26 protein-coding genes are annotated in these 21,558 nt (G+C 74.1%); 15 read left to right on the forward strand and 11 right to left on the reverse strand.

The features are described from left to right. Positions 1–12: 12 nt before the first annotated feature. Entirely contained in the window at positions 13–1,269 is a 1,257-nt protein-coding gene (locus ABZ321_RS22755) for a hypothetical protein (protein ID WP_354894255.1), read from the forward strand. A gap of 1 nt (position 1,270) precedes the next feature. Here the strand turns inward: ABZ321_RS22755 and ABZ321_RS22760 are convergent, their stop codons facing one another. Then, entirely contained in the window at positions 1,271–2,296 is a 1,026-nt protein-coding gene (locus ABZ321_RS22760; protein ID WP_354894257.1) for a medium chain dehydrogenase/reductase family protein, read from the reverse strand. Between the two features lie 71 nt (positions 2,297–2,367). Between ABZ321_RS22760 and ABZ321_RS22765 the strand changes: the two genes are divergently transcribed. Then, positions 2,368–2,763, forward strand: coding sequence for an MmcQ/YjbR family DNA-binding protein (locus ABZ321_RS22765; protein ID WP_354894259.1), 396 nt, complete (start codon positions 2,368–2,370; stop codon positions 2,761–2,763). A gap of 13 nt (positions 2,764–2,776) precedes the next feature. Here ABZ321_RS22765 and ABZ321_RS22770 read toward each other — a convergent pair whose 3' ends face one another. Next, positions 2,777–3,667, reverse strand: a complete 891-nt coding sequence (locus tag ABZ321_RS22770; RefSeq protein WP_354894262.1) for a hypothetical protein — start codon at positions 3,665–3,667, stop codon at positions 2,777–2,779. Between the two features lie 259 nt (positions 3,668–3,926). Here ABZ321_RS22770 and ABZ321_RS22775 point away from each other — a divergent pair, with 259 nt between their 5' ends. From ABZ321_RS22775 to ABZ321_RS22785, 3 genes are all read left to right on the forward strand, one after another. Beyond that, positions 3,927–4,382 (forward strand): TerB family tellurite resistance protein, encoded by a 456-nt coding sequence (locus ABZ321_RS22775; protein ID WP_344499798.1) that lies wholly within the window; start codon positions 3,927–3,929, stop codon positions 4,380–4,382. Positions 4,383–4,596: 214 nt separating this feature from the next. Then, positions 4,597–5,148 carry a signal peptidase I gene (gene lepB / locus ABZ321_RS22780; RefSeq protein WP_344500718.1) on the forward strand — a complete coding sequence of 184 codons (552 nt, stop codon included), beginning with the start codon at positions 4,597–4,599 and terminating at the stop codon, positions 5,146–5,148. Positions 5,149–5,195: 47 nt separating this feature from the next. Continuing rightward, positions 5,196–5,318, forward strand: coding sequence for a hypothetical protein (locus tag ABZ321_RS22785; RefSeq protein WP_354894267.1), 123 nt, complete (start codon positions 5,196–5,198; stop codon positions 5,316–5,318). Positions 5,319–5,379: 61 nt separating this feature from the next. Here ABZ321_RS22785 and ABZ321_RS22790 read toward each other — a convergent pair whose 3' ends face one another. Both ABZ321_RS22790 and ABZ321_RS22795 read right to left on the reverse strand, forming a co-directional pair. Next, the gene (locus tag ABZ321_RS22790; protein ID WP_354894270.1) at positions 5,380–6,525 is read right to left on the reverse strand and encodes a DUF6596 domain-containing protein; all 1,146 of its coding nucleotides are present in this window, start codon (positions 6,523–6,525) and stop codon (positions 5,380–5,382) included. Beyond that, complete coding sequence (locus ABZ321_RS22795; protein ID WP_344499804.1) at positions 6,522–6,929, reverse strand: YciI family protein; 408 nt, start codon at positions 6,927–6,929, stop codon at positions 6,522–6,524. Before ABZ321_RS22795 ends, ABZ321_RS22790 begins: the two co-directional genes overlap by 4 nt. A gap of 189 nt (positions 6,930–7,118) precedes the next feature. Here ABZ321_RS22795 and ABZ321_RS22800 point away from each other — a divergent pair, with 189 nt between their 5' ends. After that, positions 7,119–7,610, forward strand: a complete 492-nt coding sequence (locus ABZ321_RS22800) for a hypothetical protein (protein ID WP_354894273.1) — start codon at positions 7,119–7,121, stop codon at positions 7,608–7,610. A gap of 106 nt (positions 7,611–7,716) precedes the next feature. On the opposite strand, the gene ABZ321_RS22805 is transcribed toward ABZ321_RS22800, so the two are convergent. The 6 genes from ABZ321_RS22805 to ABZ321_RS22830 form a co-directional block, all read right to left on the reverse strand. Further along, positions 7,717–8,265 carry a hypothetical protein gene (locus tag ABZ321_RS22805; protein ID WP_354894276.1) on the reverse strand — a complete coding sequence of 183 codons (549 nt, stop codon included), beginning with the start codon at positions 8,263–8,265 and terminating at the stop codon, positions 7,717–7,719. A gap of 329 nt (positions 8,266–8,594) precedes the next feature. Continuing rightward, positions 8,595–9,749 (reverse strand): winged helix DNA-binding domain-containing protein, encoded by a 1,155-nt coding sequence (locus ABZ321_RS22810; protein ID WP_354894279.1) that lies wholly within the window; start codon positions 9,747–9,749, stop codon positions 8,595–8,597. 59 nt (positions 9,750–9,808) lie between these two features. Continuing rightward, positions 9,809–10,489, reverse strand: coding sequence for a GPP34 family phosphoprotein (locus ABZ321_RS22815; protein WP_344499812.1), 681 nt, complete (start codon positions 10,487–10,489; stop codon positions 9,809–9,811). Positions 10,490–10,525: 36 nt separating this feature from the next. Continuing rightward, positions 10,526–11,803, reverse strand: coding sequence for a sugar efflux transporter (locus ABZ321_RS22820; protein WP_354894283.1), 1,278 nt, complete (start codon positions 11,801–11,803; stop codon positions 10,526–10,528). A 54-nt stretch (positions 11,804–11,857) separates the two neighbouring features. Beyond that, a complete protein-coding gene (locus ABZ321_RS22825) occupies positions 11,858–12,505 on the reverse strand; it encodes a response regulator transcription factor (protein WP_354894664.1) in 648 nt (215 codons plus the stop codon). A gap of 32 nt (positions 12,506–12,537) precedes the next feature. Then, positions 12,538–13,389 (reverse strand): histidine kinase, encoded by an 852-nt coding sequence (locus tag ABZ321_RS22830; protein ID WP_354894286.1) that lies wholly within the window; start codon positions 13,387–13,389, stop codon positions 12,538–12,540. Positions 13,390–13,501: 112 nt separating this feature from the next. Between ABZ321_RS22830 and ABZ321_RS22835 the strand changes: the two genes are divergently transcribed. The 9 genes from ABZ321_RS22835 (at position 13,502) to ABZ321_RS22875 (ending at position 19,235) form a co-directional block, all read left to right on the forward strand. Beyond that, positions 13,502–14,212 carry an ATP-binding cassette domain-containing protein gene (locus ABZ321_RS22835; RefSeq protein WP_344499818.1) on the forward strand — a complete coding sequence of 237 codons (711 nt, stop codon included), beginning with the start codon at positions 13,502–13,504 and terminating at the stop codon, positions 14,210–14,212. Then, complete coding sequence (locus ABZ321_RS22840; protein WP_354894290.1) at positions 14,209–14,970, forward strand: hypothetical protein; 762 nt, start codon at positions 14,209–14,211, stop codon at positions 14,968–14,970. Before ABZ321_RS22835 ends, ABZ321_RS22840 begins: the two co-directional genes overlap by 4 nt. Then, positions 14,967–15,488 carry a hypothetical protein gene (locus ABZ321_RS22845; protein ID WP_344499822.1) on the forward strand — a complete coding sequence of 174 codons (522 nt, stop codon included), beginning with the start codon at positions 14,967–14,969 and terminating at the stop codon, positions 15,486–15,488. Before ABZ321_RS22840 ends, ABZ321_RS22845 begins: the two co-directional genes overlap by 4 nt. Before the next feature lie 56 nt (positions 15,489–15,544). Beyond that, entirely contained in the window at positions 15,545–15,889 is a 345-nt protein-coding gene (locus ABZ321_RS22850; RefSeq protein WP_344499824.1) for a metalloregulator ArsR/SmtB family transcription factor, read from the forward strand. Beyond that, positions 15,886–16,329, forward strand: coding sequence for an SRPBCC domain-containing protein (locus tag ABZ321_RS22855; protein ID WP_354894294.1), 444 nt, complete (start codon positions 15,886–15,888; stop codon positions 16,327–16,329). The genes ABZ321_RS22850 and ABZ321_RS22855 overlap by 4 nt, the downstream gene beginning before the upstream one ends. Then, complete coding sequence (locus ABZ321_RS22860) at positions 16,326–16,754, forward strand: nuclear transport factor 2 family protein (RefSeq protein WP_354894297.1); 429 nt, start codon at positions 16,326–16,328, stop codon at positions 16,752–16,754. Before ABZ321_RS22855 ends, ABZ321_RS22860 begins: the two co-directional genes overlap by 4 nt. A 132-nt stretch (positions 16,755–16,886) precedes the next feature. After that, positions 16,887–17,507, forward strand: coding sequence for a hypothetical protein (locus tag ABZ321_RS22865; RefSeq protein WP_354894300.1), 621 nt, complete (start codon positions 16,887–16,889; stop codon positions 17,505–17,507). 23 nt (positions 17,508–17,530) lie between these two features. Then, positions 17,531–18,064: a SigE family RNA polymerase sigma factor gene (locus ABZ321_RS22870; protein ID WP_344499832.1), complete on the forward strand. Its 534-nt coding sequence runs from the start codon at positions 17,531–17,533 to the stop codon at positions 18,062–18,064. Next, positions 18,057–19,235, forward strand: coding sequence for a hypothetical protein (locus ABZ321_RS22875; protein ID WP_354894304.1), 1,179 nt, complete (start codon positions 18,057–18,059; stop codon positions 19,233–19,235). The genes ABZ321_RS22870 and ABZ321_RS22875 overlap by 8 nt, the downstream gene beginning before the upstream one ends. Here the strand turns inward: ABZ321_RS22875 and ABZ321_RS22880 are convergent, their stop codons facing one another. After that, complete coding sequence (locus tag ABZ321_RS22880; RefSeq protein WP_354894307.1) at positions 19,236–21,461, reverse strand: tetratricopeptide repeat protein; 2,226 nt, start codon at positions 21,459–21,461, stop codon at positions 19,236–19,238. Positions 21,462–21,558 lie beyond the last annotated feature (97 nt).

Here is a 21,558-nt window from a genome sequence, read left to right on the forward strand (position 1 = left end):
GAGGATTCGGGGATGTACCGAGCGGTTCGTGCTGTCGTCGTGGTCGCGATGATGCTGGGTTCCGGCGGGTGCGGGCAGCAGGTCGGCGACGGCGGGTGGAGCGCCGACACCGAGGGGCGGAGGGGACTCGGGAAGGTGCCGGCGACCGAGCTCGGGTTCGTCAGGCACGGCGGGGCGGTCGAGTGGCCGGCGGTGTCCGACTGGATCCCGCAAGGGCAGGGGTTGCAGCGGCTGCTGCCGGTCGGGGGGTGCGTGCTCGGGATCGGCACCTATCAGAACGGGTTCCGGGCGGTCGGGGCGAACTGGACGGGGAACGAGACGTGCGACCGGCTGGCGATCGACCCCGCGCCGGGCGGGAGCGACGCCGGCGGGGACCGGCCGCCCGGGAAGGGCGGCGGGTGGGCCGGTGGCGGGATCGGCGGGGACGGGTTCGTCGTCGAGGCGGAGGGGAGCGTCCTCGCCGCCGGAAGCTCCGGGCTCTACCGGTACCGCGGCGGCGAACCCCAGCAGCTGGCCAGGCTGGACCTGTCGACCACCGGGTTCGAGGGGCAGGGGTCGCGGAGCCTGGTCAGGGGGATGGTCAGGACGGCGAGCGGCAGGATCATCGTCAACGCCGACCTGACCGCGAAGAAGGAGCAGCCGCCGGCGGTCCTCGTCTCCGACGACGGGGGCGTGACGCTGCGGCGGGTCGACCTGCCGGCGGCACCACGGCAGAGCCGGGCGGAGCGGCAGCTGCTCGCGGTGCTCGAGGCGGACGGCGACACCGTGGTCGCGATCGGCTACGGATGGGACCAGCCGGGGGCGTGGCGGTCGACCGACGGCGGCCGGACCTGGCAGGTGTCCACAGTGGAGGGACTGCCGGCGGGTCTCATGCTGACCCGGCTGGTGAAGGCCGCCGACCGGTGGCTGGCGTTCGGCGGGATCGAGGGCGGCGGGCAGCAGGACTCCACGTACGTGCTGACCAGCGCCGACGGGCTGACGTGGACGCGGGGCACGGTCGAGGGCATGGGGGCCGGGCGGGTCGCGGACGTCACCGCGGGCGGGGACGGGACCGTGGTGGTCGTCGGCGTCATCGACGACTCCCGGCAGCACAAGGTGGACGAGCGCAACGACTACTGTGGCGTCGTCTGGCTCGGCGACGGCGCCGGGGCGTGGCAGCGCGGGGAGCTGGGCTGCGGTGACGCCCCGCCGCAGGCGGTCGCGACGCTGCGCGACGGGCGGGTCGTCATCGCCGGCAACCGGGACCTGTGGGTGCGGGCGGCGACGTAGGTCAGCCGGAGGGCACCAGCAGCACCTTGCCGATGTTGCGGCGCTCGCCGAGGCGGCGGTGCGCGTCGGCGGCGCGGTCGAAGGGGTAGACGCCGTCGATGCGCGGCTTCACCACGCCGGCGTGCCACAGGTCCATGAGCGCCGACAGCTCCTCGCGGAGCAGGTCGGGGCGGCCCCACAGGTGGCCGAGGTTCACGCCGCTGACCGTGCGGTTCTGGTTCATCAGGCCGAGCGGGCTCAGCAGCGGCACGCCCACCGCCTGCCGGGCGAGTCGAAGGATGCTGCGCCGCTCACCGGAGGCGGCGTTCGCGAAGCCGTACGCGATGAGCTGCCCGACCGGTCGCAGCAGCCGCATCCCGCGCTTCCAGTCGCGACCGCCGAGCGGGTCGAGGACGATGTCGACACCGTCCCCGCCGGTGATGGCACGGACCCGGGCGGCGTAGTCCTCGGTGCGGTAGTCGATCGGATGCGTGCAGCCGAACTCGCGCAGCACTTCGTGCTTGCCGGCCGACGCGGTCCCGAACGTCACCACGTCCGGCACGGTGCGGCACAGCTGCAGCACGGCGAGGCCCACGCCGCCGGCCGCCATGTGCACGAGGATCCGGTGGCCGGCGCGGAGGTTCGCCACGCGGAAGAGCATGTGGTACGCCGTGAGGTAGTTGACCGGGATGGCGGCGGCCTCCTCGAACCCCAGCGCGTCGGGCAGCTCGACGACCTGCGCGACGGGGGCGCACACCAGCTCGGCGTGCCCGCCGAAGCGCACGAGCGCCAGCACCCGGCTGCCGATCGCCGGGCCGTCGACGCCCGGGCCGTGCGCGTCGACCACGCCCGCCACCTCGTAGCCGACGACGCACGGCAGGCGCGGCGCGTCGGGGTAGAGGCCCTGCCTGGCCATCACCTCGGCGAAGTTCAGCCCGGCCGCGTGCACCCGGATGCGGATCTCGCCCGCGGCGGGCGACGGGTTGGGCGTGGTGCGCACCTCGAGCACCTCGGGGCCGCCGGCCCTGGTGATCCAAACCGCTCGCATACACCGACTCTAAGGTGTCCTGGGTCACACCCGTCGCCGGGCCCGCGGCTGGCCCCGGTTATCGTCGCTCCATGGGCCACCCCATCATGTTCGACGACGCCGACCCGATCCTGGGCCGGGTGCGGGAGCTCGCGCTCGCCCTGCCCGACGCCGCGGAGAAGATCTCCCACGGGCACCCGGCGTTCTACACGACGAAGGTGTTCGCCTACTACGGCGGCTCGGTCAAGGTCGACGGCACCTACCGCCAGCACGAGCGCTCGGTGCTCGTGCTGGTCGACCCGGCCGAACGCGAGGCGCTGCTGGAGGACGCCCGCAGCTACGTCCCGGCCTACCTCGGCCCGTCCGGCTGGATCGGCGTGGACCTGGGCGACGGCACCGACTGGGACGAGATCACCGAGCTGCTGGACGCGAGCTACCGGCGGACCGCGGGCCGCCGCCGCGTCGCTCTCCTGGACCAGGACGCCTGACCACGGTTGCTGTCTACGGCTTGCGCAGCCAGAGCGTGGTGCCTCCGATGGCGGCGACGCGGCCGTCGGCGAGCTGGGCGAGGGACGCCGGCACGCCGTGGCAGCCGAGCGGCTCCGCCACCCAGGCGTCCGGGTCACGCCGCCACACCGTGGCGCACCCGCCGTCCGCGCTGACGGCGTAGACGGACGGCGGTGGCGTCGGCGGGCCGCCGAGATCGAACACCGGCCGGGCGGGTGGGCGCAGCGCGTACACCGAACGGAACGGCCTTGCGCCCGCCGGCACCGCGCGGGGATCCCGTTGCCAGGTGACGCCGTCGGCGGAGGTGAGGACCACGACGTCGCCGCCCGGGCCGGTGCCGGTGGCGACGAACGCCGAGCCGTCGTGGGCGACGCCGGTCAGCTCGGCCGCCTCCGGGTGCGCCCGGACCTGCCAGGTGAAGCCGCCGTCGGCGCTGGACCAGATGACGGCGGTGCCGCCCGCGCGGCCGACCACGACACCCGGGCCGATGTCGAAGGCGGAGCGTTCGGGGCGGAACACGTCCGGCGCGCCCGCGACGCCGAGCGGCTCCGCCGGGCCGGTGCCGGGCAGGGGCAGCGGGCGGTCCCACCAGTGGCTCCCGCTGGGCGACAGGTACACCGTCGGCTCGTCGCCGTGCCGTCCGACGACCGCGTACTGACTGTGGACGGCACCGACGGCCACCGGCACGTCGCCCCGGTCGTCGGGGGGTTCGCGGAGCCGGCCCGACACCCCGCCGGACGGGCCGCCGAGGGTCGTGTCGGCCCACGCACGGTCACCGGCGGTGGCGGCGGCGACCGTCAGCCAGGTGCCGTTGCCTTCCAGGTCGGTCGCGTCCACGACCGTTTCGCGCTGGGTGATCTGAGGGTTCGTCGGCGGCACCTCCACGGGCCACTCGAGCCGGACGGTACCGGCGATCAGGCGACGAGATGACCGGCACGCTGACCTCAACGGTCAACCTCACACGTGGGTGAAATGTTGCGGAGTTTCCCGAATTGTCCGCGGTGCCGCTCATGTTGCGGCAGCGTCGCCGGTACGGGGTGACGCCTGCTCAGGCCGCCGGTCGCGGGCAGCGCGCTCGCAGCTTTCTGTCAGGCGGCGCGGGTAGGCTTCCCGGCGGGGGCTTCGAACGATGGGGGATGGCAGCATGGGATTCTTCGACCAGCTCAAGAGTCGGACGCAGGAGATGAGCGGGCAGCTCAAGACGCGGGCCGGCCAGTTCAAGAGCAAGGAGTTCGCCAACGCGAGCATGGCGATGTGCGCGCTCATAGCCGCCGCCGACGGCAGCATCGACCCGTCGGAGCGCCAGCGCACCGAGGGCGTCATCACCAGCAACGACATCCTGGCGGTCTTCCCGCCCGACGAGCTGCGGCAGAAGTTCGCCTTCTATGCCGACCGGCTGGTCCGCGACTTCGAGTTCGGCAAGGTCGAGGCGATCGCCACGATCGCGAAGCTCAAGTCGAAGCCCGACCACGCCCGCGCCGTCATCCAGATCGGCATCATCATCGGCGGCGCCGACGGCAACTTCGACGACAACGAGAAGAGGGCGGTCCGCGAGGCCTGCTTCGCCGTCGGCATCCCACCGGCGGAGTTCGACCTGTAGCAAGCCCCGCACACCCGGCGCGGCGGCCCCGGCCCCGCGCCGGTATCGTCACCGAATGTATTGACCTGGGTGCTGAACGTAGCCGGGTCGCCAATGCCACAACGACCGCCACCAGTGCCGGGCAGATCCATTGGCATCGACGATGTACGCTGCGGCCGTGCCTGCAACGGGGAACGTGAAGAGCAGGCGGTCGCGCTGGACGGCGAACATCGTCATGCTTGTCGTGGCGGCGCTGGTGGCGATCGTCGTGCGCACCTATCTGGTCCAGACGTTCTTCATCCCGTCAGGCTCGATGGAGCAGACGCTGATCATCGACGACAAGGTGCTCGTCAACAAGGTGCTGTACCGCTTCCGTGACCCCGAGCGCGGCGAGATCATCGTCTTCCGCCCGCCGCCCGCGTGGTCCGCCGGCCCCGACGAGGACTACATCAAGCGCGTCATCGGCGTCGCCGGCGACCGCGTCAAGTGCTGCGACGACAAGCACCGGGTCACCATCAACGGCACCGCCCTGGACGAGGACTACCTCTACCCGGGCGACGAGCCGTCCATGACCCCGTTCGACGTCACGGTGCCCGCCGGCCGCCTGTTCGTGCTCGGCGACCACCGCAGCGCCTCCGCCGACTCCCGCGCCCACCTCGGCGCCTCCAGCGGCACCATCCCCGTCGACCGCGTCGTGGGCCGCGCGTTCGTCACCTGCTGGCCCCTCCCCAGATGGCGCAGCCTCTCCGTGCCCTCGACCTTCGCCGGCGTGCCCAACCCGCACTGACCTGCCACCGCATCGCGACCCGCGCGACGCCGGGCGGGTCGGCGGACGTGGGCCCGGGGTCGGTCGTGTTCGTGCCGGCGGGGGAGGAGCACCGGTTCGTCGACGTGACCGAGGACCTGGCCCTGCTCGTCGTGTTCGGCCCCGCGTACGGCAGCCGCGCCACCGGATGAGGCCCGCGTACTGCAGCCGCGACCGGATGTGAAGGCCAGCCTGCTTCCACCGCTGGTCGGCTCAACGGCCGCGGTGGCGGGCGCGGGCGGCCTGGCGGGTGAGGTGGTCGCGCTCCGGGACGCTGGTCGCGGCGCGGGACGCCTCGGCGTAGAGGTCCGCGGCGCGGGCCAGGTCGCCGGCGCGCTCGTGCAGATGGGCCGCCACCGCCGCGTACCGGGGGACGGCCGGGTCGACGCCGCCCAGCGCCGCCAGGCCGGCCCGCGGGCCGTCGGCCTCGCCGACCGCGACGGCCCGGTTGAGGCGCACCACGGGGCTGTCGCCGGTGAGCGGGAGCAGCTCGTCGTACCACTCGACGATCTGCACCCAGTCGGTCGACTCCGTGGTGCGCGCGTCGGCGTGCAGGGCGGCGATCGCGGCCTGCGCCTGGTATTCGCCGAGCCGGTCGCGGGCCAGCGCCGCCTGCAGGATCTCGACGCCCTCGGCGATGAGGGCGGTGTCCCAGCGGGACCGGTCCTGTTCGCTCAACGGCACCAGCCGGCCGTCGGCGCCGGTACGGGAGGCGCGCCGCGCGTGGTGCAGCAGCATCAGCGCGAGCAGCCCGGCGACCTCAGGTTCCCGGGTCAGCGCGAAGAGCTGGCGGGTGAGCCGGATCGCCTCGGCGGCCAGGTCGACGTCGCCGCTGTAGCCCTCGTTGAACACGAGGTACAGCACCCGCAGCACCGTGCCCAGGTCGCCGGGCCGGTCGAGGGACTGCCCCGCGATGCGGCGCTTCGCGCGGCTGATCCGCTGCGCCATCGTCGCCTCCGGCACCAGGTAGGCGAGGGCGATCTGCCGCGTCGTCAGCCCGCCCACGGCGCGCAGCGTGAGGGCGACGGCCGCGGCGGGCGGCAGCGACGGGTGCGCGCACAGGAAGTACAGCCGGAGCGTGTCGTCGGCGCCGGGCACCGCCCCGGCGGGCGGCTCGTCCTGCACGGCCAGCTCCCGGTCCCGCCGGGACGCCTCGGAGCGGGCGGCGTCGACGAACTTGTGCCACGCCGCGGCGACGAGCCAGGCCTTCGGGTCGCGCGGCGGGTCGTCCGGCCACAGCTTCAAGGCCCGGATCAGCGCCTCCTGCACGGCGTCCTCGGCCGACGCGAAATCCGCTCCGCGCCGGACGAGGACACCGATCACCGCGGGCACGAGCTCCCGCAGCAGGGGCTCGTTCATTCGCCGACCGAGGGCAGCTCGGTGTAGAACGGCCGGACCTCCAGCCACTCGAGGATCGGCCGGCCGCCCGGGCCGGGAGCGGCGGACAGCTCGCCGGCCAGCTCGACCGCGCGGTCCCACGACTCGACGTCGATGACGTACCAGCCGGCGATGAGGTCCTTCGTCTCGGCGAACGGACCGTCGGTCACCGGCGGCCGCCCCTCCCCGTCGTGCCGCACGAACGCGCCCTCCGGAGCCAGCGCCTGCATGTCGACGAACTCGCCGGCCTTCTCCAACCTGGTCGCGAATTCGCCCATGTACCGGATGTGCGCGTCGACGTCCTCAGGCGCCCACTGGTCCATCGGCGGGTGGTCGACCGCCGGCGTCGGTCCGCCACGGTAGTGCTTCAGCAGCAGGTACTTCACGGTGTGCTCCTTCGTTCTCGACCGGTTGTCCCCCTGGGACGGAGCCGGCTCCCCGTTCTCGACACCGTCAGGCATCCCGGCGAAAAATATGTACCCCGCCCCGCCGAAGTCACCCGGCCCCCACGCCGCCAGGCCGGCAAATCCCTGGCCAGAAGCTCGCAGCGCCGCGAAACCGTAGGATTCGTGGTCATGCTAGATCCGCGGTGGATCCCGTTTCCGCTGACTGAGCTGCTGGTCGCCGAGGGGCACAGCGAGGCCGTGCGGCGGGAGGCGTTGGACGGCGACTGGGGTTGCGCGCGGGCGCTGGGCAAGGACCTGGTGGCGCGGGGCGGGTTCGCGGCGGCTCTCGACCTGTACCGCCCGTTCCTGACCGACGGCACCGCGCCCCCCGACCCGCACCGCCCCTTGCCGGCCGACGGCGTCCCGGGAGAAGCGGCCAAGCTGTCCGTGGATGCGCTCGTGGCCGGCGGTGACGTGGAGGCAGCCATCGCGACGGCTCGGCGGCACGCGGACACCGGCGACCGGAACGCGGCGGAGTCGGTGCTGCAGCCCGGCCGCTCCGATCACCTCCACGGCGAGTTGCTCGCCGAGGTGCTGATCCGGCAGGGCAGGGTCGACGAGGCGATCACCGTCCTGCACGCCCGGGAGCCGCTGGTGTGGGGTGCGGCAGCGGGCGAGTAAGGCCGCGCGCTGGTCATGCGTCCCGGCGGTGGAAGACGTACGGCCTCGACCTTGCCGGCATCCGCACAAGGACGGCGCCGGGAATCCGGTCGGTGAGGCCGGGCGGTCAGCGCCGTGGGCAGCCGCGCCTCACCTGGTCCTGCCAGCTGGTGCCGTTCAGCTGGATCGTGGTCGTCACCGGGCGTCGGACCCCGTCCTCCGTCACCGCCACCAGCCCGACCCGTAGCGGCCGGCTCGCGGCGTCGTCGGTGCAGGTGATGGTGGCGCTGACCCGGAACCAGCCCGCCGCGCCAGGCTCGATCCGGTGCTCGCCCCAGACCATGACGTCGGCGACCACGCCCGCGCCGGCCACCTGAACCGGCCTCGGCCCGCCGTTGAGCACGGTCACGGTGCCCCCGATGGTCAGCCGGCTGCGGTCGCCCTGGCCCGACTCCGTCCCGGCAACCGTCACGAACAGCGACACCTCCGCCGCCCGCCGCTCTTCCTGCCGCGCGGCCTCCCACCGCTGACCGGCGACGGCACCGATCAGGACGCCGAGCACCACGAGCGCCACCGCCTTCACCGGCACCCTGCGTCGCCACCGCGCGACCACCGGCGGCCGCACGGACCGCTCCGCGGGCTCGTCGAGATCGATGACGTTGACCGCTTCCCCCATCGACCCACAGTACCGGCAGGGGCTGCGGCGGCCGCGTCGGGCAGGATGGGCCGATGACCGGCTACTGGGACCCGCTGCCCACCGCGCGGAGTGTGGTGGAGCGCCTCGGCGAGCCCGCCGATCGGCTCTTCACCGGGCGTTGGGAGCATCGGAACTGGCGCAACGTGCCGGGGCCGTTCTACGCGGGCGAGACCGACAGCCTGGCCATCGGGCGGCGGGGTGCCCCGGACCACATCTGCTACGACGACGATCTCGGCGGCGGATTCGGGTTCGAGTTCATCTACCGGCAGCCGGTGGACGAGCGCGAGGCTGTGAGCCGGCGCGGCGGGTCAGGCGCGCATGGCCGGGGAGTTGTAGATGGTCGGGACGCGGAAGCCCGCGCACCACTGCGTCAGGCGGTCGGCCTCGGCGGACAGCAGGCGGCGGGCCTCGTCGGGGACGTCCTCGAGGAGGCGGAGCCGCACGACGCCCGCGGGGTCCTGGGTCCAGCAGCCGACCACGCGGCCGGCGTACCAGGCGGTGGTGCCGGCGTTGCCGCGGCGGTCGAAGATGCCGGCGCGGTGCGGGCCGAGGTAGAAGTCGCGGTGCTGCCAGCCCATGACGGTCGGGTCGAGGACGGGGAGCAGGGCGGCCCACGGGCCGGGGTCGGGGAGGTCGTCGAGGTCGTCGGGCAGGAGCCAGCCGGTGCCGCCGCCGTCGAGGGAGACCTGCACGGCGCCGAGGGCGGCGAGGGCGGCACGGACGATGCCCTTGGTGGCGCCGAGCCACCAGACCAGGTCGTCCTCGGTGCCGGGGCCGAAGGTGAAGAGCCAGCGCCGCACGATCTCGCGGTAGCCGTCCGCCGCCACGGCGTGCTCCGCCGAGGGCAGCCACGAGGACATTAGGGTCCAGCGCGGGCGGGACAGGTGCCAGCCGCCGGCGTTGACGGCCCGGACGATGTCGCCGGCGGCGCCGAGGTAGGTCAGGACGCGGGTCGACACGCGCGGGTCGGCGGTGGTGATGTCGAGCGTGACGTCGATCATCGGTACGGCGCGGCGGATCTCGGTCGGCTGCAGGCCGTCGGGTGCGGCGGTGAGCGCGGCGAGGACCTCGGCGCGGGCGCGGTCGAGCCATTCGTCGCCGTCGGTGGTGGTGCCGGTGGCGACGAGGTCCCTGACCAGGCGGGTGCGTTCGCCGGCGGCGACCCGGGCGGACGCGCTCGGCCAGACGGCCGGGAGCAGCTCGCGCGGGAACACGAAGAGTGTCCGGCGCATGGCGAGCTGTTTGACCAGGGTCCGTTCCTGGTACAGGGCGCGGTCCACGTCGGCGGGGCGCAGGTCCGTGGTCCGGGCCTGGCACGACAGGTGGACCGTGGCGGGCTCGGTGGCGTGCAGGACGGTCATCGCCCCGGTGACGGACTCGGGGGTCGCCACCCTGAAGTCCGGGGCGAGCGCGTGCCGGACCGCGAGCCGGGACCGGCGCTGGTCGTCGGACACGTGACGCACCCGGACATGCTGCCACAAGGCCGGACGGCGGGCCGGGCGGCCCGCCGTCACGAGCGGGGTCAGGCGCGGGCGGTGCCGAGCGCGGTCTGGATGGCCTGGACGAGGACGCTGACGACGAGCGCGACCGACGGGCGGATCGAGGACTCCTCCATGCTGACCGTGCCCGTGAAGCCGGCGTTGTCGCTGATCTCCTCCAGCCGCCGGTGCGCCGCCGCGATCTCGTCGCCCGACAGGTAGAGCGCCGGCTCCATCCGCGCCGCCGCGACCAGCGCCGCGAGGGCCGCGGTCCGCTCGTCGGGGACGTCGTCGCCGGTCAGGGCGCGGCCGAGGCGGGCGCGCACCTCGGTCTCCACGGTCGCGTCGGCCATCGGGTAGCGGTGCACGTGGATGAAGCCGAGTTGGACCTCGTCGACGTCGGTGAGGATGCCCCGGGAGCAGAGGTCGGCCAGGACCCGGTCGCGCAGGCCGTGCCGGAGCCGCTGCAGCCACGACGCCGGGGTGTGCGGCGTGTCGCCGACAACCCGGGCGAGGACCTCGTCGGCGATCGGCTCGCCGGTCGGCGCGTCCTTGACGACGACGATCATCCCCCCGGCGTACGCCAGCCGCCCGGCGAGCGCCAGGTCGACCAGGACGCCCGCGGCCATGCCGAGGTCGAGGCCGATGTGGGAGCCGGTGGCCTTCCCGGTGTCGTCATCGTAGGCGAGCAGGAGCAGCTCCTCCGCCAGTGCAACGGAACTCATGGCTCGGAACGGTAGCGCGCGCCCGCTCGTCCCGCATTACCGTGTCGGGTACGTTGCGGAGCGCGACGGCCGGACCCACATGGCGGTGACGACGAGCAGCAGGAACCCGGCGCCCATCAGGGCTGTGCTCATGCCGAACGCGGACCGGTAGCCGAAGTGCGCGGCCACGCCGAACAACGGGCCGGCGACGACCGACCCGATCGGGAACGTGTTGGTGTACAACGTGGTGGCCCGCCCCGGCTGACCGGGCAGCAGGTCCTGGACGTACGTGATGCCGACGCCGGAGATGGCGGAGATGAACAGCGCGTTGACCACCTGCCCGGCGGCGAGCACCCACAGGTTGGGCGCGACCCAGGCGATCGCGTAGTAGGCGGTCCCGCACGCTCCGCCGATGAGGATCAGCGTCTGCAGCTTGAAGCGGGTGGTGAGCGCGCCGAGGCCGAGCATCAGCGGGATCTCCAGGGCGGCGCACAGGCCGAGGATCAGACCGGCCCGGGACGCGTCGCTGTGCAGGTCCTGTTCGATGTACAGCGGCAGCGCCTGCACACCGAGCGTCATCGGCACCTGCATCAGCACGAAGGCCACGATCGTCAACCACAGCACCCAACGCGGCCCCTCCGGCCCGGCCGCCGCGTCGGCCGAAGGTCCCGCCGCCGCGTCGGCCGAAGGTCCCGCCGGCGCGTCGGCGGACGGTTCCGCCGTCTTCGAAGGGGCCGGCGCTTCCACCTCCTCGAGCCAGACCACCGCGATCAGGGCGGCGAGGGCATACGTGGCGGCGGCCAGCCCGTACACCAGCCGGAACCCACCGACGTCCAGCAGCACCGCGGCGAGCGCCGGGCCGCCGACCCACGAGAGGGAGAATACGGTCCGCAGCGCGCTGATGCCCATCGCCGCCTGGCCGGGACTGTCCCGCTCGAGGATCTGCCGGGCGTACGCGAAGGACTGCGGGAACAGCGAGCCGGCGAACGCGTAGGCGGTCATGCACAGCGCGAACAGCACCCAGTAGTCGCGGACGAACATCGCGACCAGGCTGCCCACGACGCCGAACAGGGCGGCACCGACCAGGATCTTCCGGCGGATCGGCCACCGGTCCGACACCCGGCCGACCACGGAGGAGACCAGCACGCCGGTCAGCGGTGACGCGATGAGGAACACGGTGACCTGGACGGGGTCCGCGTGCACGGCCGTGCTCAGGAACAGCGACAGGAACGGGAAGACGACGGCGACGGAGATGCCGACGGCGAAGAACATCAGCCCGAGCGGTAGGAGGGCACGACTGAGCGGCCGCTGGCGCGGCGGAGCGGCCAAGGTCATGGCCGGACTGTACCGCTACAGCCAAACCCCGCGCGACCCCGTTTCACAGGGCTTTCACGAGCGTGGCCGTACCAGACCGGCATCGAAGGCGGCGATCACCAACTGCGCCCTGTCCCGCGCCGCGAGCTTCGCCATGAGGTGCGTGATGTGCGACTTCACGGTCTTCACCGAGATCGACAGCGCGGTGGCGATCTCGTCGTTGGACAGCCCGCCGCCGATGAGCGTGAGCACCTCGACCTCGCGGCCGGTGAGCCGCCGCAGCGCCGCGGTCGGCCGGTCCGGGCGGGGCGCGGCCACGTAGTGCGCGACGAGCCGGGTCAGGATCGACGGCGCGAAGAGCGACTCGCCGCGGTGCGTGCGGCGGATCGCCTCGATCAGCTCGGCGGGCCGGGCGTCCTTGAGCAGGAAGCCGGAGGCGCCCGCGTGCAGGGCCTCGTAGACGTACTCGTCGAGCTCGAACATGCTCAGCACCAGCACACGCGCCGCGGCCAGCGACGGGTCGGCGCAGATGCGGCGGGTCGCCTGCAGGCCGTCGAGGTGCGGCATCCGCACGTCCATGAGGATCACGTCGGGCCTGGCGGCGCGGGCCTGCGCGACGGCGTCGGCACCGTCGCCCGCCTCGGCGACCACGCGGAGACCCGTCTCGTTGTTGATGATCATCGCGAGGCTGTGGCGGAGCAGCGGCTGGTCGTCGACCAGCATGACCCTGATGTCCGCGATATCCGTCATGTACGTCATGCCGCGTCATCCGGGATCCGCGCGGCGACCCGGAATCCGCCGCCGACCGGCTCGGCCGTCAGCGTGCCGTCGAGGCTGGTCACTCGCTCCCGCAGGCCCACGAGGCCGTGCCCGGCGCCCGGCGTCGCCCGCCACGCGGGGTCGGACGGCCCGGCGTCGGTCACGGCGGCCACGACGAACCGCCCGTCACGGTGCACGGCCACCCGGACGTCGGTGGGGCCCGCGTACCGCGCGGCGTTGCTGAGCCCTTCCCGGACGGTCTTGCACACCGCCACCTGCACGCCCTGCGACACCGCGCCGAGCTCCGGGTCGACGGTGAGCCGGGTGCGCAGGCCGGCGACCGCCGCGCCGTCGACGATCGCCGGCAGGTCGTCCAGGCCGTCCAGCGGCGCGCGCAGCCCGGCGGCGGACGGCTCGCGCAGGACCGTCAGCATCCGCCGCAGCTCCGCGGTCGCGTGCCGGCTCGCGTCCTCGATGTCGGTCAGCGCCGCCTCGACCTCCGCCGGCTTCGGCAGGTGCCGGGTCGCCGCGGCGCGGACCGTGATGAGTCCCAGGCCGTGCGAGACGATGTCGTGCAGGTCGCCGGCGATCCGCAGCCGCTCGGCGAGCACTGCCTCCGACGCGGCCCACGCGGTCAGGCGCGACTCGTAGGCGGCCCGGTCCGCGCGGGCGCGGCGCACCGCCCACGCCGCGGCGGCGAGCGCGGCGCCGACCATCGCCCACGGCAGCACGATCCGGCCCGGGCCGTCCCCGCCGACCGTGCACATCGCCGCCAGCAGCACCGTGCCCACGATGACGAGCACCGGCAGGACGCTGGAGCGTCCCGACGGACGCGGATGGGCGTTCACGCCGCCGACTGTAGTGCTCAGACCAGGGTCTGACGGCCCACGGTCGCACGCCGCCGCGACGATCCGAGCCGGGCCCGATGCCCGCGGCCGGGCGCCCCGGTTGACTCGGCCTATGATCACGATCGATCGCGTCAGCAAGCGCAAGGGCAGGGCGCGGGTCCTGCACGACGTCACGTTCGAGGCGCGCCCCGGACGCGTCACCGGGTTCCTCGGGCAGAACGGCGCCGGCAAGACCTCGACGCTGCGGGTCCTGCTCGGGCTGGACCGCCCGGAGCACGGCAGCGCGCTCGTGTGCGGCCGCCCGTACCGCGAGCTCGACCGTCCTCTCACCGTCGTCGGCGCGCTGCTGGACGGCAGCGGCGCGCACCGCGCCCGGACCGCCCGCGCGCACCTGCGCTGGGTCGCCGTGAGCAACGGCCTGCCGGTGTCGCGCGCCGACGAGGTGCTCGAGGTCGTCGGCCTCGCCGGCGACGCCCGCAAGCGCGCCGGCCGCTACTCCCTCGGCATGAGCCGCCGGCTCGGCCTGGCGACCGCCCTGCTCGGCGACCCGGCGGTGCTGGTCCTCGACGAGCCCGTCAACGGCCTCGACCCCGCCGGGATCCGGTGGATGCGCGAGTTCCTGCGGGACCGGGCCGCGGGGGGCGGCACCGTGCTGCTTTCCAGCCACCTCATGGGCGAGCTCGCCGAGATCGCCGACGACGTCGTCGTCATCCACCAGGGCCGGATCCTGGTGCAGGGCGGCCTCGCCGAGGTCACCGGCGACCACGCGACCCTCGAGGACGCGTTCCTGGCCCTGACCGCCACCGCGGGTGCGCCGTGGTGAGCGCCTTCCGCTGGGCGGTGGCGGCCGAGGTCCGCAAGCTGCTGGGCCTGCCGACCGCCTGGATCGGCATCGTCCTGGGCACCCTGCTGGCACCCGTCATCGTGCTGCTCAACGCGCCGTACATCCGCCGCGGCATCGACGACGGCACCATCACCGACACGTCCGACCTGGGACTGCAGGACCTCGGCGTCGGCCTCATCGGCCCGATGGTGCTCGGCGTGGTCATCATCAGCAGCGAATACACCAACACCGGCCACGACGCCCCGCGCGCCCGCCAGCTGACCGCGACGCTCGCCGCCGTCCCGGGCCGGCTGCGCCTGCTTGCCGCGAAGACCACCGCGCTCGTCCTCGTCGCCGCGACCCAGGCCGCGGTCACCGCCGCCGCCGCGCTCACGCTCACCGAGGCCCTGCACGGCGACCGGGTGTCCGCGCCCGCGCCAGGCCGGGTCGCCGCCGCCGTCCTGTACTGGACGCTGATCGCCCTGTTGTCGTTCGCCATCACGCTCATCACGCGCAACGGGATCGTGCCGCTCACGTTCCTCATCGTGAACAGCACCGTCGTCTCCGTGTCGTACCTGCTGACGAAGGTCACCGACGCGGCCGCGTACCTGCCGGACATCGTCGGCGCGCAAATGTTCCTCCACACGCCCGACTTCCCGGTCCGCATCGCCCCGCTCACCGCCGGCCTGGTGATGACGGCGTGGATCGCGGCCCTCCTCGCCGTCGGCGCCGCGCTCTTCCACCGGCGCGACCCGTGACGCTCCTGACGCTCCTGCACGCCGAGCTGCGCAAGCTGCTGACGCTGCCGTCGCTGCGGCTGACCGTGCTGCTGACGGTCGCCGTCGCGCTCCTGCTGGCGTCCCTGGACGCGGCGCAGCCCGTCCGCTACGTCCAGGCGGGGTTCCTGGTGCTCGGCGTCCTGGCCACCGCCTCCGAGCACCAGGGCGGCGACCAGATCCGCGCGACCCTCCTCGCCATGCCGCGCCGGCTCCCTCTGTACGCCGCGAAGGTCGTCGCGCTCGCCGTGGTGGCGCTGCCGGTCGCCGCGCTGGTCGCCCTCCACTCGACCGTGCACCTGACGCTCACCACCCTGCTCGCCGCGGCCGCCGGCACCCTCGTCCGGCGCACCGAGGCGGCCGTGGTGCTGCTGCTCGTCGTGTACTACGTCGGCCCGCTGCTCCGGACCACCTACGTGCCGGACACCACGGCGGTCGCAGTGAGCACGCTGGTCGCCATCGCCGTGGCCGGGTACGTCTTCCACCGCCGGGACGCATGACCAAACACTTAAGCCATCACTTGAGCTTTGCCGGTCAGGCGGCTACGGTTAAGTGCATGCTTAAGCATGAGGCGGGGGCGACGGGCCGGGTGTTCCACGCGCTCGCGGACGGCAACCGGCGGGCGGTGATCGAGCGACTGGCCCGCGGCCCGGCGACCGTGAGCGAGCTGGCCGCCCAGCTCGGCGTGACCGTCGCCGCGACGGTCCAGCATCTCCAGGTGCTGCAGGACAGCGGGCTGGTGCGGTCGGAGAAGGCCGGCCGGGTCCGCACCTGCCAGATCGATCCCGCCGGCCTCCGCGACGCCGAGGCGTGGTTGCAGCGCCAGCGCACGACGTGGGAGCACCGCCTGGACCGCCTCGGCGCGGTCCTCGACGACGAGCAGAAGGAGCCAGGATCATGACCGACCACTCGGTGAAGCACAGCACGTTCACGCTGGAGCGGACCTACGCAGCCGCGCCCGCCACGGTCTTCGCGGCCTGGTCCGACCGCGACACGAAGGCGAAGTGGTTCGCGGCCGAGGACGGACGGTATTCGCTGGACTTCCGGGTCGGCGGCACCGAGGCCGTGCACGGCGGCGCCGGGACCGACCTCGTGGCGAGGAGCGAATATCACGACATCGTCCCCGACGAGCGCATCGTGTACACCACGGCCCTGTTCACCGGCAGCGTCCTGTCGACCGTGTCGCTGACCACCGTGCAGCTCGCCCGCGAAGGCGACGGGACCCGCCTGGTGCTCACCGAACAGGGAACCTTCCTGGACGACCAGGAACAGCCCGAGTGGCGCGAGCAGGGCACCGGCGACTGGCTGGACGCCCTCGGCCGTCAGGTGGCCCAGCGATGACGGCCGGCAGCGAGCAGCAGATCCGCGCGCTGCTGGAGAACCGCACCCGCGCCTTCGCCCGCCGGGACGCCGCCACCGCGGCCGCCGGCTACGACGACGACCTCGTGCTGTACGACGCGGTCGGCCCGCTCGTCCGCCGCGGCGAGGACCCGGCCGACCGGTTGGAGCGGTGGATCGGGTCGTACCGCACGGGGATCGGGCACGAGATCCGGGACCTGGAGATCACCGCCGGCGCCGACCTTGCGTTCTGCCACTTCCTGGTCCGGATCAGCGGCACGATGCGGGACGGCACCGAGGTCGGCATGTGGGTGCGCGCGACGAGCTGCCTCCGCCGCCGAGGCGATGCCTGGACGATCGTTCACGAGCACGCGTCGGTGCCCTTCGACGCCGACACCGGCCGCGCCGAGCTTCGCGCCGAGCTCTGACGACGCTCCAGGACCGGGTCCCGGACGTTCTCAGCGAGTTCGATGCCTGGAAGTGATTGACCGGTTCCGGTGAAGGGCCGTACGTTGCCGTGAGTGGAACTGTGTTTCTTCCAGTGAAACGGTGGGTCCGGCATGGTGTCACTCATCTTCGCGGTGCTGGCGGTCGGCATGGTCGGTGCCGGGGTGGTGGCGGTGCGGCTGCGGGCGTGGCTCGTCGTCGTGGTGGCGGGTGCGCTCGTCTACGACAACACGGTGATCGCGGCCGGGCGGTTCGTCGGTGAAGGGGATGCGCTCGAAGGGCTCAACGCGGGGCGGTTCGTGGGGCACGCGCTGTTCACGCCGCTGCTCATCGTGGTCGGGGCGGGGCTGGCCGGGCTGGCCGGGCTGGCAAGGGGCGGGCGCAGGGCGCTGACAGCGCTCGCGGCGGTGCTGGTCGGGATCGGGATCTGGGCCGACGTTGTGCGGCTGCGGCTGGTGCCCGAGCGGTACGCCGACACCCTCCGCTACGTCAACGACAACGCGGCCGGGCCGCCGGTGCCGGCGGTCGTGGCGATCCTCGTGCTGATCGGCGTCGGGGTGGTGCTGTGGCGGCGCGACGGGTGGCCGTGGCTGTTCGCCGGGGCGGTCGCCATGTTCGCCGCCGCGGCGGCCGGGTTCGCGGTGCCGTGGCTGGGCAACCTGGGCGAGCTCGTGCTGCTGGCGGCGGTGGTGTCAAGCCTGCGACAGACGAGGGAGCGCGTCGCAACCGGATAGACGGGCATAGCGTGTGACGTGACATGCCCGAGTCCGACCGCCGCGCCACCGACCGGCCGCCGCCAGCCGCGGCCGACTTCGACGCGCTCTACGACGCACGCTACGGCGACGTCGTCGCCATGGTCTACGCGCTCGCCGGCGACCTCGCCGAGGCGCAGGACCTCGCCCAGGAAGCGTTCTGCCGCGCCTGGCAACGCTGGGGCGACGTCTCACGGTACGACGACCCGCTCGCCTGGATCCGCCGGGTCGCGGCCAACCTCGCCACGTCCCGGTGGCGGCGCGGCCGGGTCGCCCGCGCGTATCTCGGCCGGGAACGCACGACCGACGTCCCCGCGCTGAGCCCCGACCATGTGGCGCTCGTCGCGGCCCTGCGCCGGCTGCCCAAGGAGCAGCGGCGGGCGGTCGTGCTGCACCACCTGATCGATCTGCCGGTCGCCGAGGTGGCGCGGGAGATGGACGCCGCCGTCGGCACCGTCAAGTCGTGGCTGCACCGCGGGCGCGCGGCGCTCGCCGCCGAGCTGGCACACACCATCGAGGAGGTGACCCACCGTGACTGAAGAGCTGACCCAGGCGCTGTCGCGGCTGCGCGCGGACGTCGGCGCCGCCGTCGCCCCACCCGCGGGCGCCCAGCTGCGAAGGAAGGCCGAGCGCCGGCAACGCGCCCGCCGGACCGCCACCGCGGTCGTCGCCGCCGTCGTGGTGCTGGCCGTCCTCGTCGGCGGCGGGCTGATCTGGCGGGGCGGGCCGTCCAAGACGGCACCCGTGCCGGGTGGATCGTCCAGCCCCGCGCCGGCCCGTACATCACCCGCCGCGACGAGACCGAGCAAGCCGGTCCCTGCCAGGCAGATCCCGCAGGCGCCCGCGGCGTGGGCCGGTGTCGACTGGGCGTCCGCCACGATCACGCTTCCCGCGCAGGATGGCTGCCCGTCCGGGACGGTCACCCTCCGCAGGCAGGAGTTCAAGGGCGCGGCGGATGCGATCGTGGGCCCCACGTCATGGCCGAGGATCTCGATCGATCCGCAGCAGGTGGTGTACGGGCAACTGGCGGCCGACGGGCAGCCCGAGGCGGTCCTGCGCGCCACCTGCTGGCCGACGGCGGAGGACTCCGGCGACGGTCAGGGGCAGCTGCTGGTCGTGCGGCGCGACGGCGCGACGCTGCGGGCGGCCGGGTGGGCCGGACCGCGCGGCGGCATCTACACCGACTGGTGGGTCGACGGCGGCCGGCTCGTCATGGACGTGAAGCCGTGGCACATCAACTGGGGGTACCTGCCCGGGGCCGCCCGCGCCTACCGGTGGACCGGGCAGGCGTTCGACGAGGAGGACTCGGGCCTGCCGGGGCTGGTCTCGGCGGTCGACCTGGCGCCGGTGGCCGGGCTCACCGGTTGTCCCGCGGTGTCGCTGCGGTTCGGTGACCGGCAGCAGGTCATCGTGGACGGCGTGACCTGGGACCTGACCCAGCCGGTCATGCCGGACCAGCTGCCGCACCTGGTGGACCTCGACGGCGACGGGCACCGGCGGTTGCTGGTCGCGATCTCCTGCGGCGGCGCGGCGTTCGTGGCGGTGCTCGAACGGCAGGCCGACGGGTCGTTCCGCGCCGTCGACGCCGTCCGGCCGCCCGCGGGCACGACCGTGTCGAACTGGTCGCTCGCGAACGGCGTCCTGACGCTGGCCACGGCGTCGGGCCAGGAGGTGCGGTACACCTGGAACGGCGAGTACTTCCAGCGGTGACTACCGGCCCAGCGCCGCACGCGCGAGCTGCTCGTCGTGCGGCCGGGCCAGGTCCCGCGCGACGGCGATGATTCGTTCGAGCTGCGCGGCGGCCTCGTCGCGCAGTCCGGCGGCCCGGCACGTCTCGGCGTAGGCGTGCCGGCAGTCGAGCTCCAGCTGCACCTCGGCGAGCGGTTCGAGCAGCTCCAGGGCGAGCCGGTGGTGCTCCAGGGCCTCGTCGAGCGAGCCCTGCGCGCGCAGCGCGACGCCGAGGGCGTTGTGGCACAGGGCCTGGTTGTGCGCCAGGTTGTGCTCCTCCGCGAGCCGCAGCGCGTCCTGGAGGGTGCGCAGCGCCTCCTCCGGCTCGCCGGTGGCGAGGCCGAGCGTCACGAGCCCCGTGATCCGGCCCGGACCGGCGGCGAGGGCGACGGACGCCCGCGCGAGCTCGACCGCCTCGGCGGGCCGCCCCAGCCGCAGGGTCACCCAGCCGTCGATGGCCAGCGCCTGCGCCTGGCCCGCCGGCCGGCCGAGCTTCTCGAAGAGCTCGCCGGCCCGCCGCAGCTGCGCCCGCGCCGCCTCGAGGTCGCCGAGGTCACGGTGGGCCATGCCGGTGCGCAGCGCCAGGCCGGCGGCGGCCTCGTCGTCGTCCGCGGCGGCGGCCTGGGCCTGCTCGTAGGCGGCCATGGCATCGGTCAGCCGGCCCGCGGCGGCGCGGGTGAAGCCGAGGTCCGACAGCAGCGCCACCCGCTCCCGCTCCCGGCCGAGCCGGCCCGCCGCACCGGCCGCCGCCTCCAGCAGCCGGGCCTGGTCGTCGGTGCCGCGGTGGCGGAAGAAGTACACCCGCATCAGCTGCGGCAGCGCGGCGGCGACCTCGTCCGCGCCGACCCGCACGGCGGCGTCGACGCAGGCGACCAGGTTCACGTACTCCAGCTCGAACCAGGCCATCGCCCGCGCCGGGTCGCCCGGCTCCGGCCGCGGGCGGTGCGGCGAGGGCAGGGTCCGCTCGTGGGCGACGGCCTGCGCCAGGTAGTGGTCCAGGGCGCGGCGCAGCGCGGCGTCCGACTGGGGCTCCTCGTCGGCGGCGAGGTCCGCGGCGTACTGGCGGATCAGGTCGTGCATCCGGAACCTGCCCGGCGCGACCTCCTGCAGCAGGTGCGCGTCGACGAGCTCGTCGAGGACCGCGCCGACGCCGGAGCGCAGGCCCGCCAGGGCGCCCGCCGTCGAGGCGTCGAAGTCGGCGCCGGGAAGGACTCCCAGCAGCCGGAACACGCGCCGCTGGTCAGCGTCGAGCTGCTGTAGCGACATGCCGAAGACCGCGTCGAACCGGCCGGTGGCGTCGCGCAGCCGCTCGGCGAGCACCGCGACCGTCCAGCCGGGCCGGTGCCGCAGCCGGGCGCCGGCCATCCGCAGCGCGAGCGGCAGCCCGGCGCACTGCTGGAGGACCTGGCCGACGGCGTCCTCCTCGGTGGCGGTGAGCCCGGCCGCGCGGCCGAACAGCCGCGCGGCGTCGCCGTCGGCGAGGGGTTCGAGCGACACCGGCGGCACGCCGTCGAGGCTGACGAGCCGGTTGCGGCTGGTGACGAGGACCGCGGACTTCCCGGCCCCGGGCAGCAGCGGCCGCACCTGCTCGGCGTCGACGGCGTTGTCGAGCACGACGAGCGCCCGCCGGCGGGACAGCTCCGAGCGCCACAGCGCGGCCCGTTCGGTGAGGCCGGCCGGCGGGTGCGTGACGTCCAGCGCGGCGAGGAGCCGGCCGAGCGCGGCGGGCGGGTCGAGCGGCTCCTGGCCCGGCGTGAACCCGTGCAGGTCCAGGTACAGGCCGCCGTCCGGGTACGCGCCGGCGACCCGGTGCGCGACGTGCACGGCGAGGCTGGTCTTGCCGACCCCGCCCATGCCGTCGACGGCGACCGCGCCGGCGGTGCGCAGCAGCTGCTCGACCAGCGCCGACTCCGCCTCCCGGCCGGTGAAGTCGAACAGGTCGGCGGGCAGGTCGTTGCGGCGGGGCGGGGGAGCGGCGCCGGCCTTGGCCGCCTCCGCCCACACGGCGCGCAGCGGGCGCGGGTCGCGGCCCACCGCCCGGCAGAGCGCGACGACGGCCTCCCACGGCGGCACCAGCTGGCCCGACATGTACCGCGACAGCGACGAGCTGCTCAGGCTCGCCTTCGTCGCGAGGGCGCGCAGGCTGAGCCCGCTGAGCTCCTTGATCCGGGCGAGCTGCGCGACGAGGTGTTCCTGCGGGCTCGACACGTGCAACACCGTACCCGTCCCGCCCCACGGGGCCGGCTCAACGGTGCAACGGCCCAGCTCAGCGCCGTCGCGCGTGTCCCACGGTGTCCCACGGACG

The organism is Dactylosporangium sp. NPDC006015, assembly GCF_040614215.1.
Classification (GTDB): Bacteria; Actinomycetota; Actinomycetes; order Mycobacteriales; family Micromonosporaceae; genus Dactylosporangium; species Dactylosporangium maewongense.

What these genes read in the sequence shown, in the direction of transcription:
- ABZ321_RS22755 (WP_354894255.1), top strand. Translation starts at nt 13, where the DNA reads ATGTACCGAGCGGTTCGTGCTGTCGTCGTGGTCGCGATGATGCTGGGT.
- ABZ321_RS22760 (WP_354894257.1), bottom strand. Translation starts at nt 2,296, where the DNA reads ATGCGAGCGGTTTGGATCACCAGGGCCGGCGGCCCCGAGGTGCTCGAG.
- ABZ321_RS22765 (WP_354894259.1), top strand. Translation starts at nt 2,368, where the DNA reads ATGGGCCACCCCATCATGTTCGACGACGCCGACCCGATCCTGGGCCGG.
- ABZ321_RS22775 (WP_344499798.1), top strand. Translation starts at nt 3,927, where the DNA reads ATGGGATTCTTCGACCAGCTCAAGAGTCGGACGCAGGAGATGAGCGGG.
- lepB (WP_344500718.1), top strand. Translation starts at nt 4,597, where the DNA reads ATGCTTGTCGTGGCGGCGCTGGTGGCGATCGTCGTGCGCACCTATCTG.
- ABZ321_RS22790 (WP_354894270.1), bottom strand. Translation starts at nt 6,525, where the DNA reads ATGAACGAGCCCCTGCTGCGGGAGCTCGTGCCCGCGGTGATCGGTGTC.
- ABZ321_RS22800 (WP_354894273.1), top strand. Translation starts at nt 7,119, where the DNA reads ATGCTAGATCCGCGGTGGATCCCGTTTCCGCTGACTGAGCTGCTGGTC.
- ABZ321_RS22805 (WP_354894276.1), bottom strand. Translation starts at nt 8,265, where the DNA reads ATGGGGGAAGCGGTCAACGTCATCGATCTCGACGAGCCCGCGGAGCGG.
- ABZ321_RS22815 (WP_344499812.1), bottom strand. Translation starts at nt 10,489, where the DNA reads ATGAGTTCCGTTGCACTGGCGGAGGAGCTGCTCCTGCTCGCCTACGAT.
- ABZ321_RS22820 (WP_354894283.1), bottom strand. Translation starts at nt 11,803, where the DNA reads ATGACCTTGGCCGCTCCGCCGCGCCAGCGGCCGCTCAGTCGTGCCCTC.
- ABZ321_RS22825 (WP_354894664.1), bottom strand. Translation starts at nt 12,505, where the DNA reads ATGCTGGTCGACGACCAGCCGCTGCTCCGCCACAGCCTCGCGATGATC.
- ABZ321_RS22835 (WP_344499818.1), top strand. Translation starts at nt 13,502, where the DNA reads ATGATCACGATCGATCGCGTCAGCAAGCGCAAGGGCAGGGCGCGGGTC.
- ABZ321_RS22850 (WP_344499824.1), top strand. Translation starts at nt 15,545, where the DNA reads ATGCTTAAGCATGAGGCGGGGGCGACGGGCCGGGTGTTCCACGCGCTC.
- ABZ321_RS22855 (WP_354894294.1), top strand. Translation starts at nt 15,886, where the DNA reads ATGACCGACCACTCGGTGAAGCACAGCACGTTCACGCTGGAGCGGACC.
- ABZ321_RS22860 (WP_354894297.1), top strand. Translation starts at nt 16,326, where the DNA reads ATGACGGCCGGCAGCGAGCAGCAGATCCGCGCGCTGCTGGAGAACCGC.
- ABZ321_RS22865 (WP_354894300.1), top strand. Translation starts at nt 16,887, where the DNA reads ATGGTGTCACTCATCTTCGCGGTGCTGGCGGTCGGCATGGTCGGTGCC.
- ABZ321_RS22870 (WP_344499832.1), top strand. Translation starts at nt 17,531, where the DNA reads ATGCCCGAGTCCGACCGCCGCGCCACCGACCGGCCGCCGCCAGCCGCG.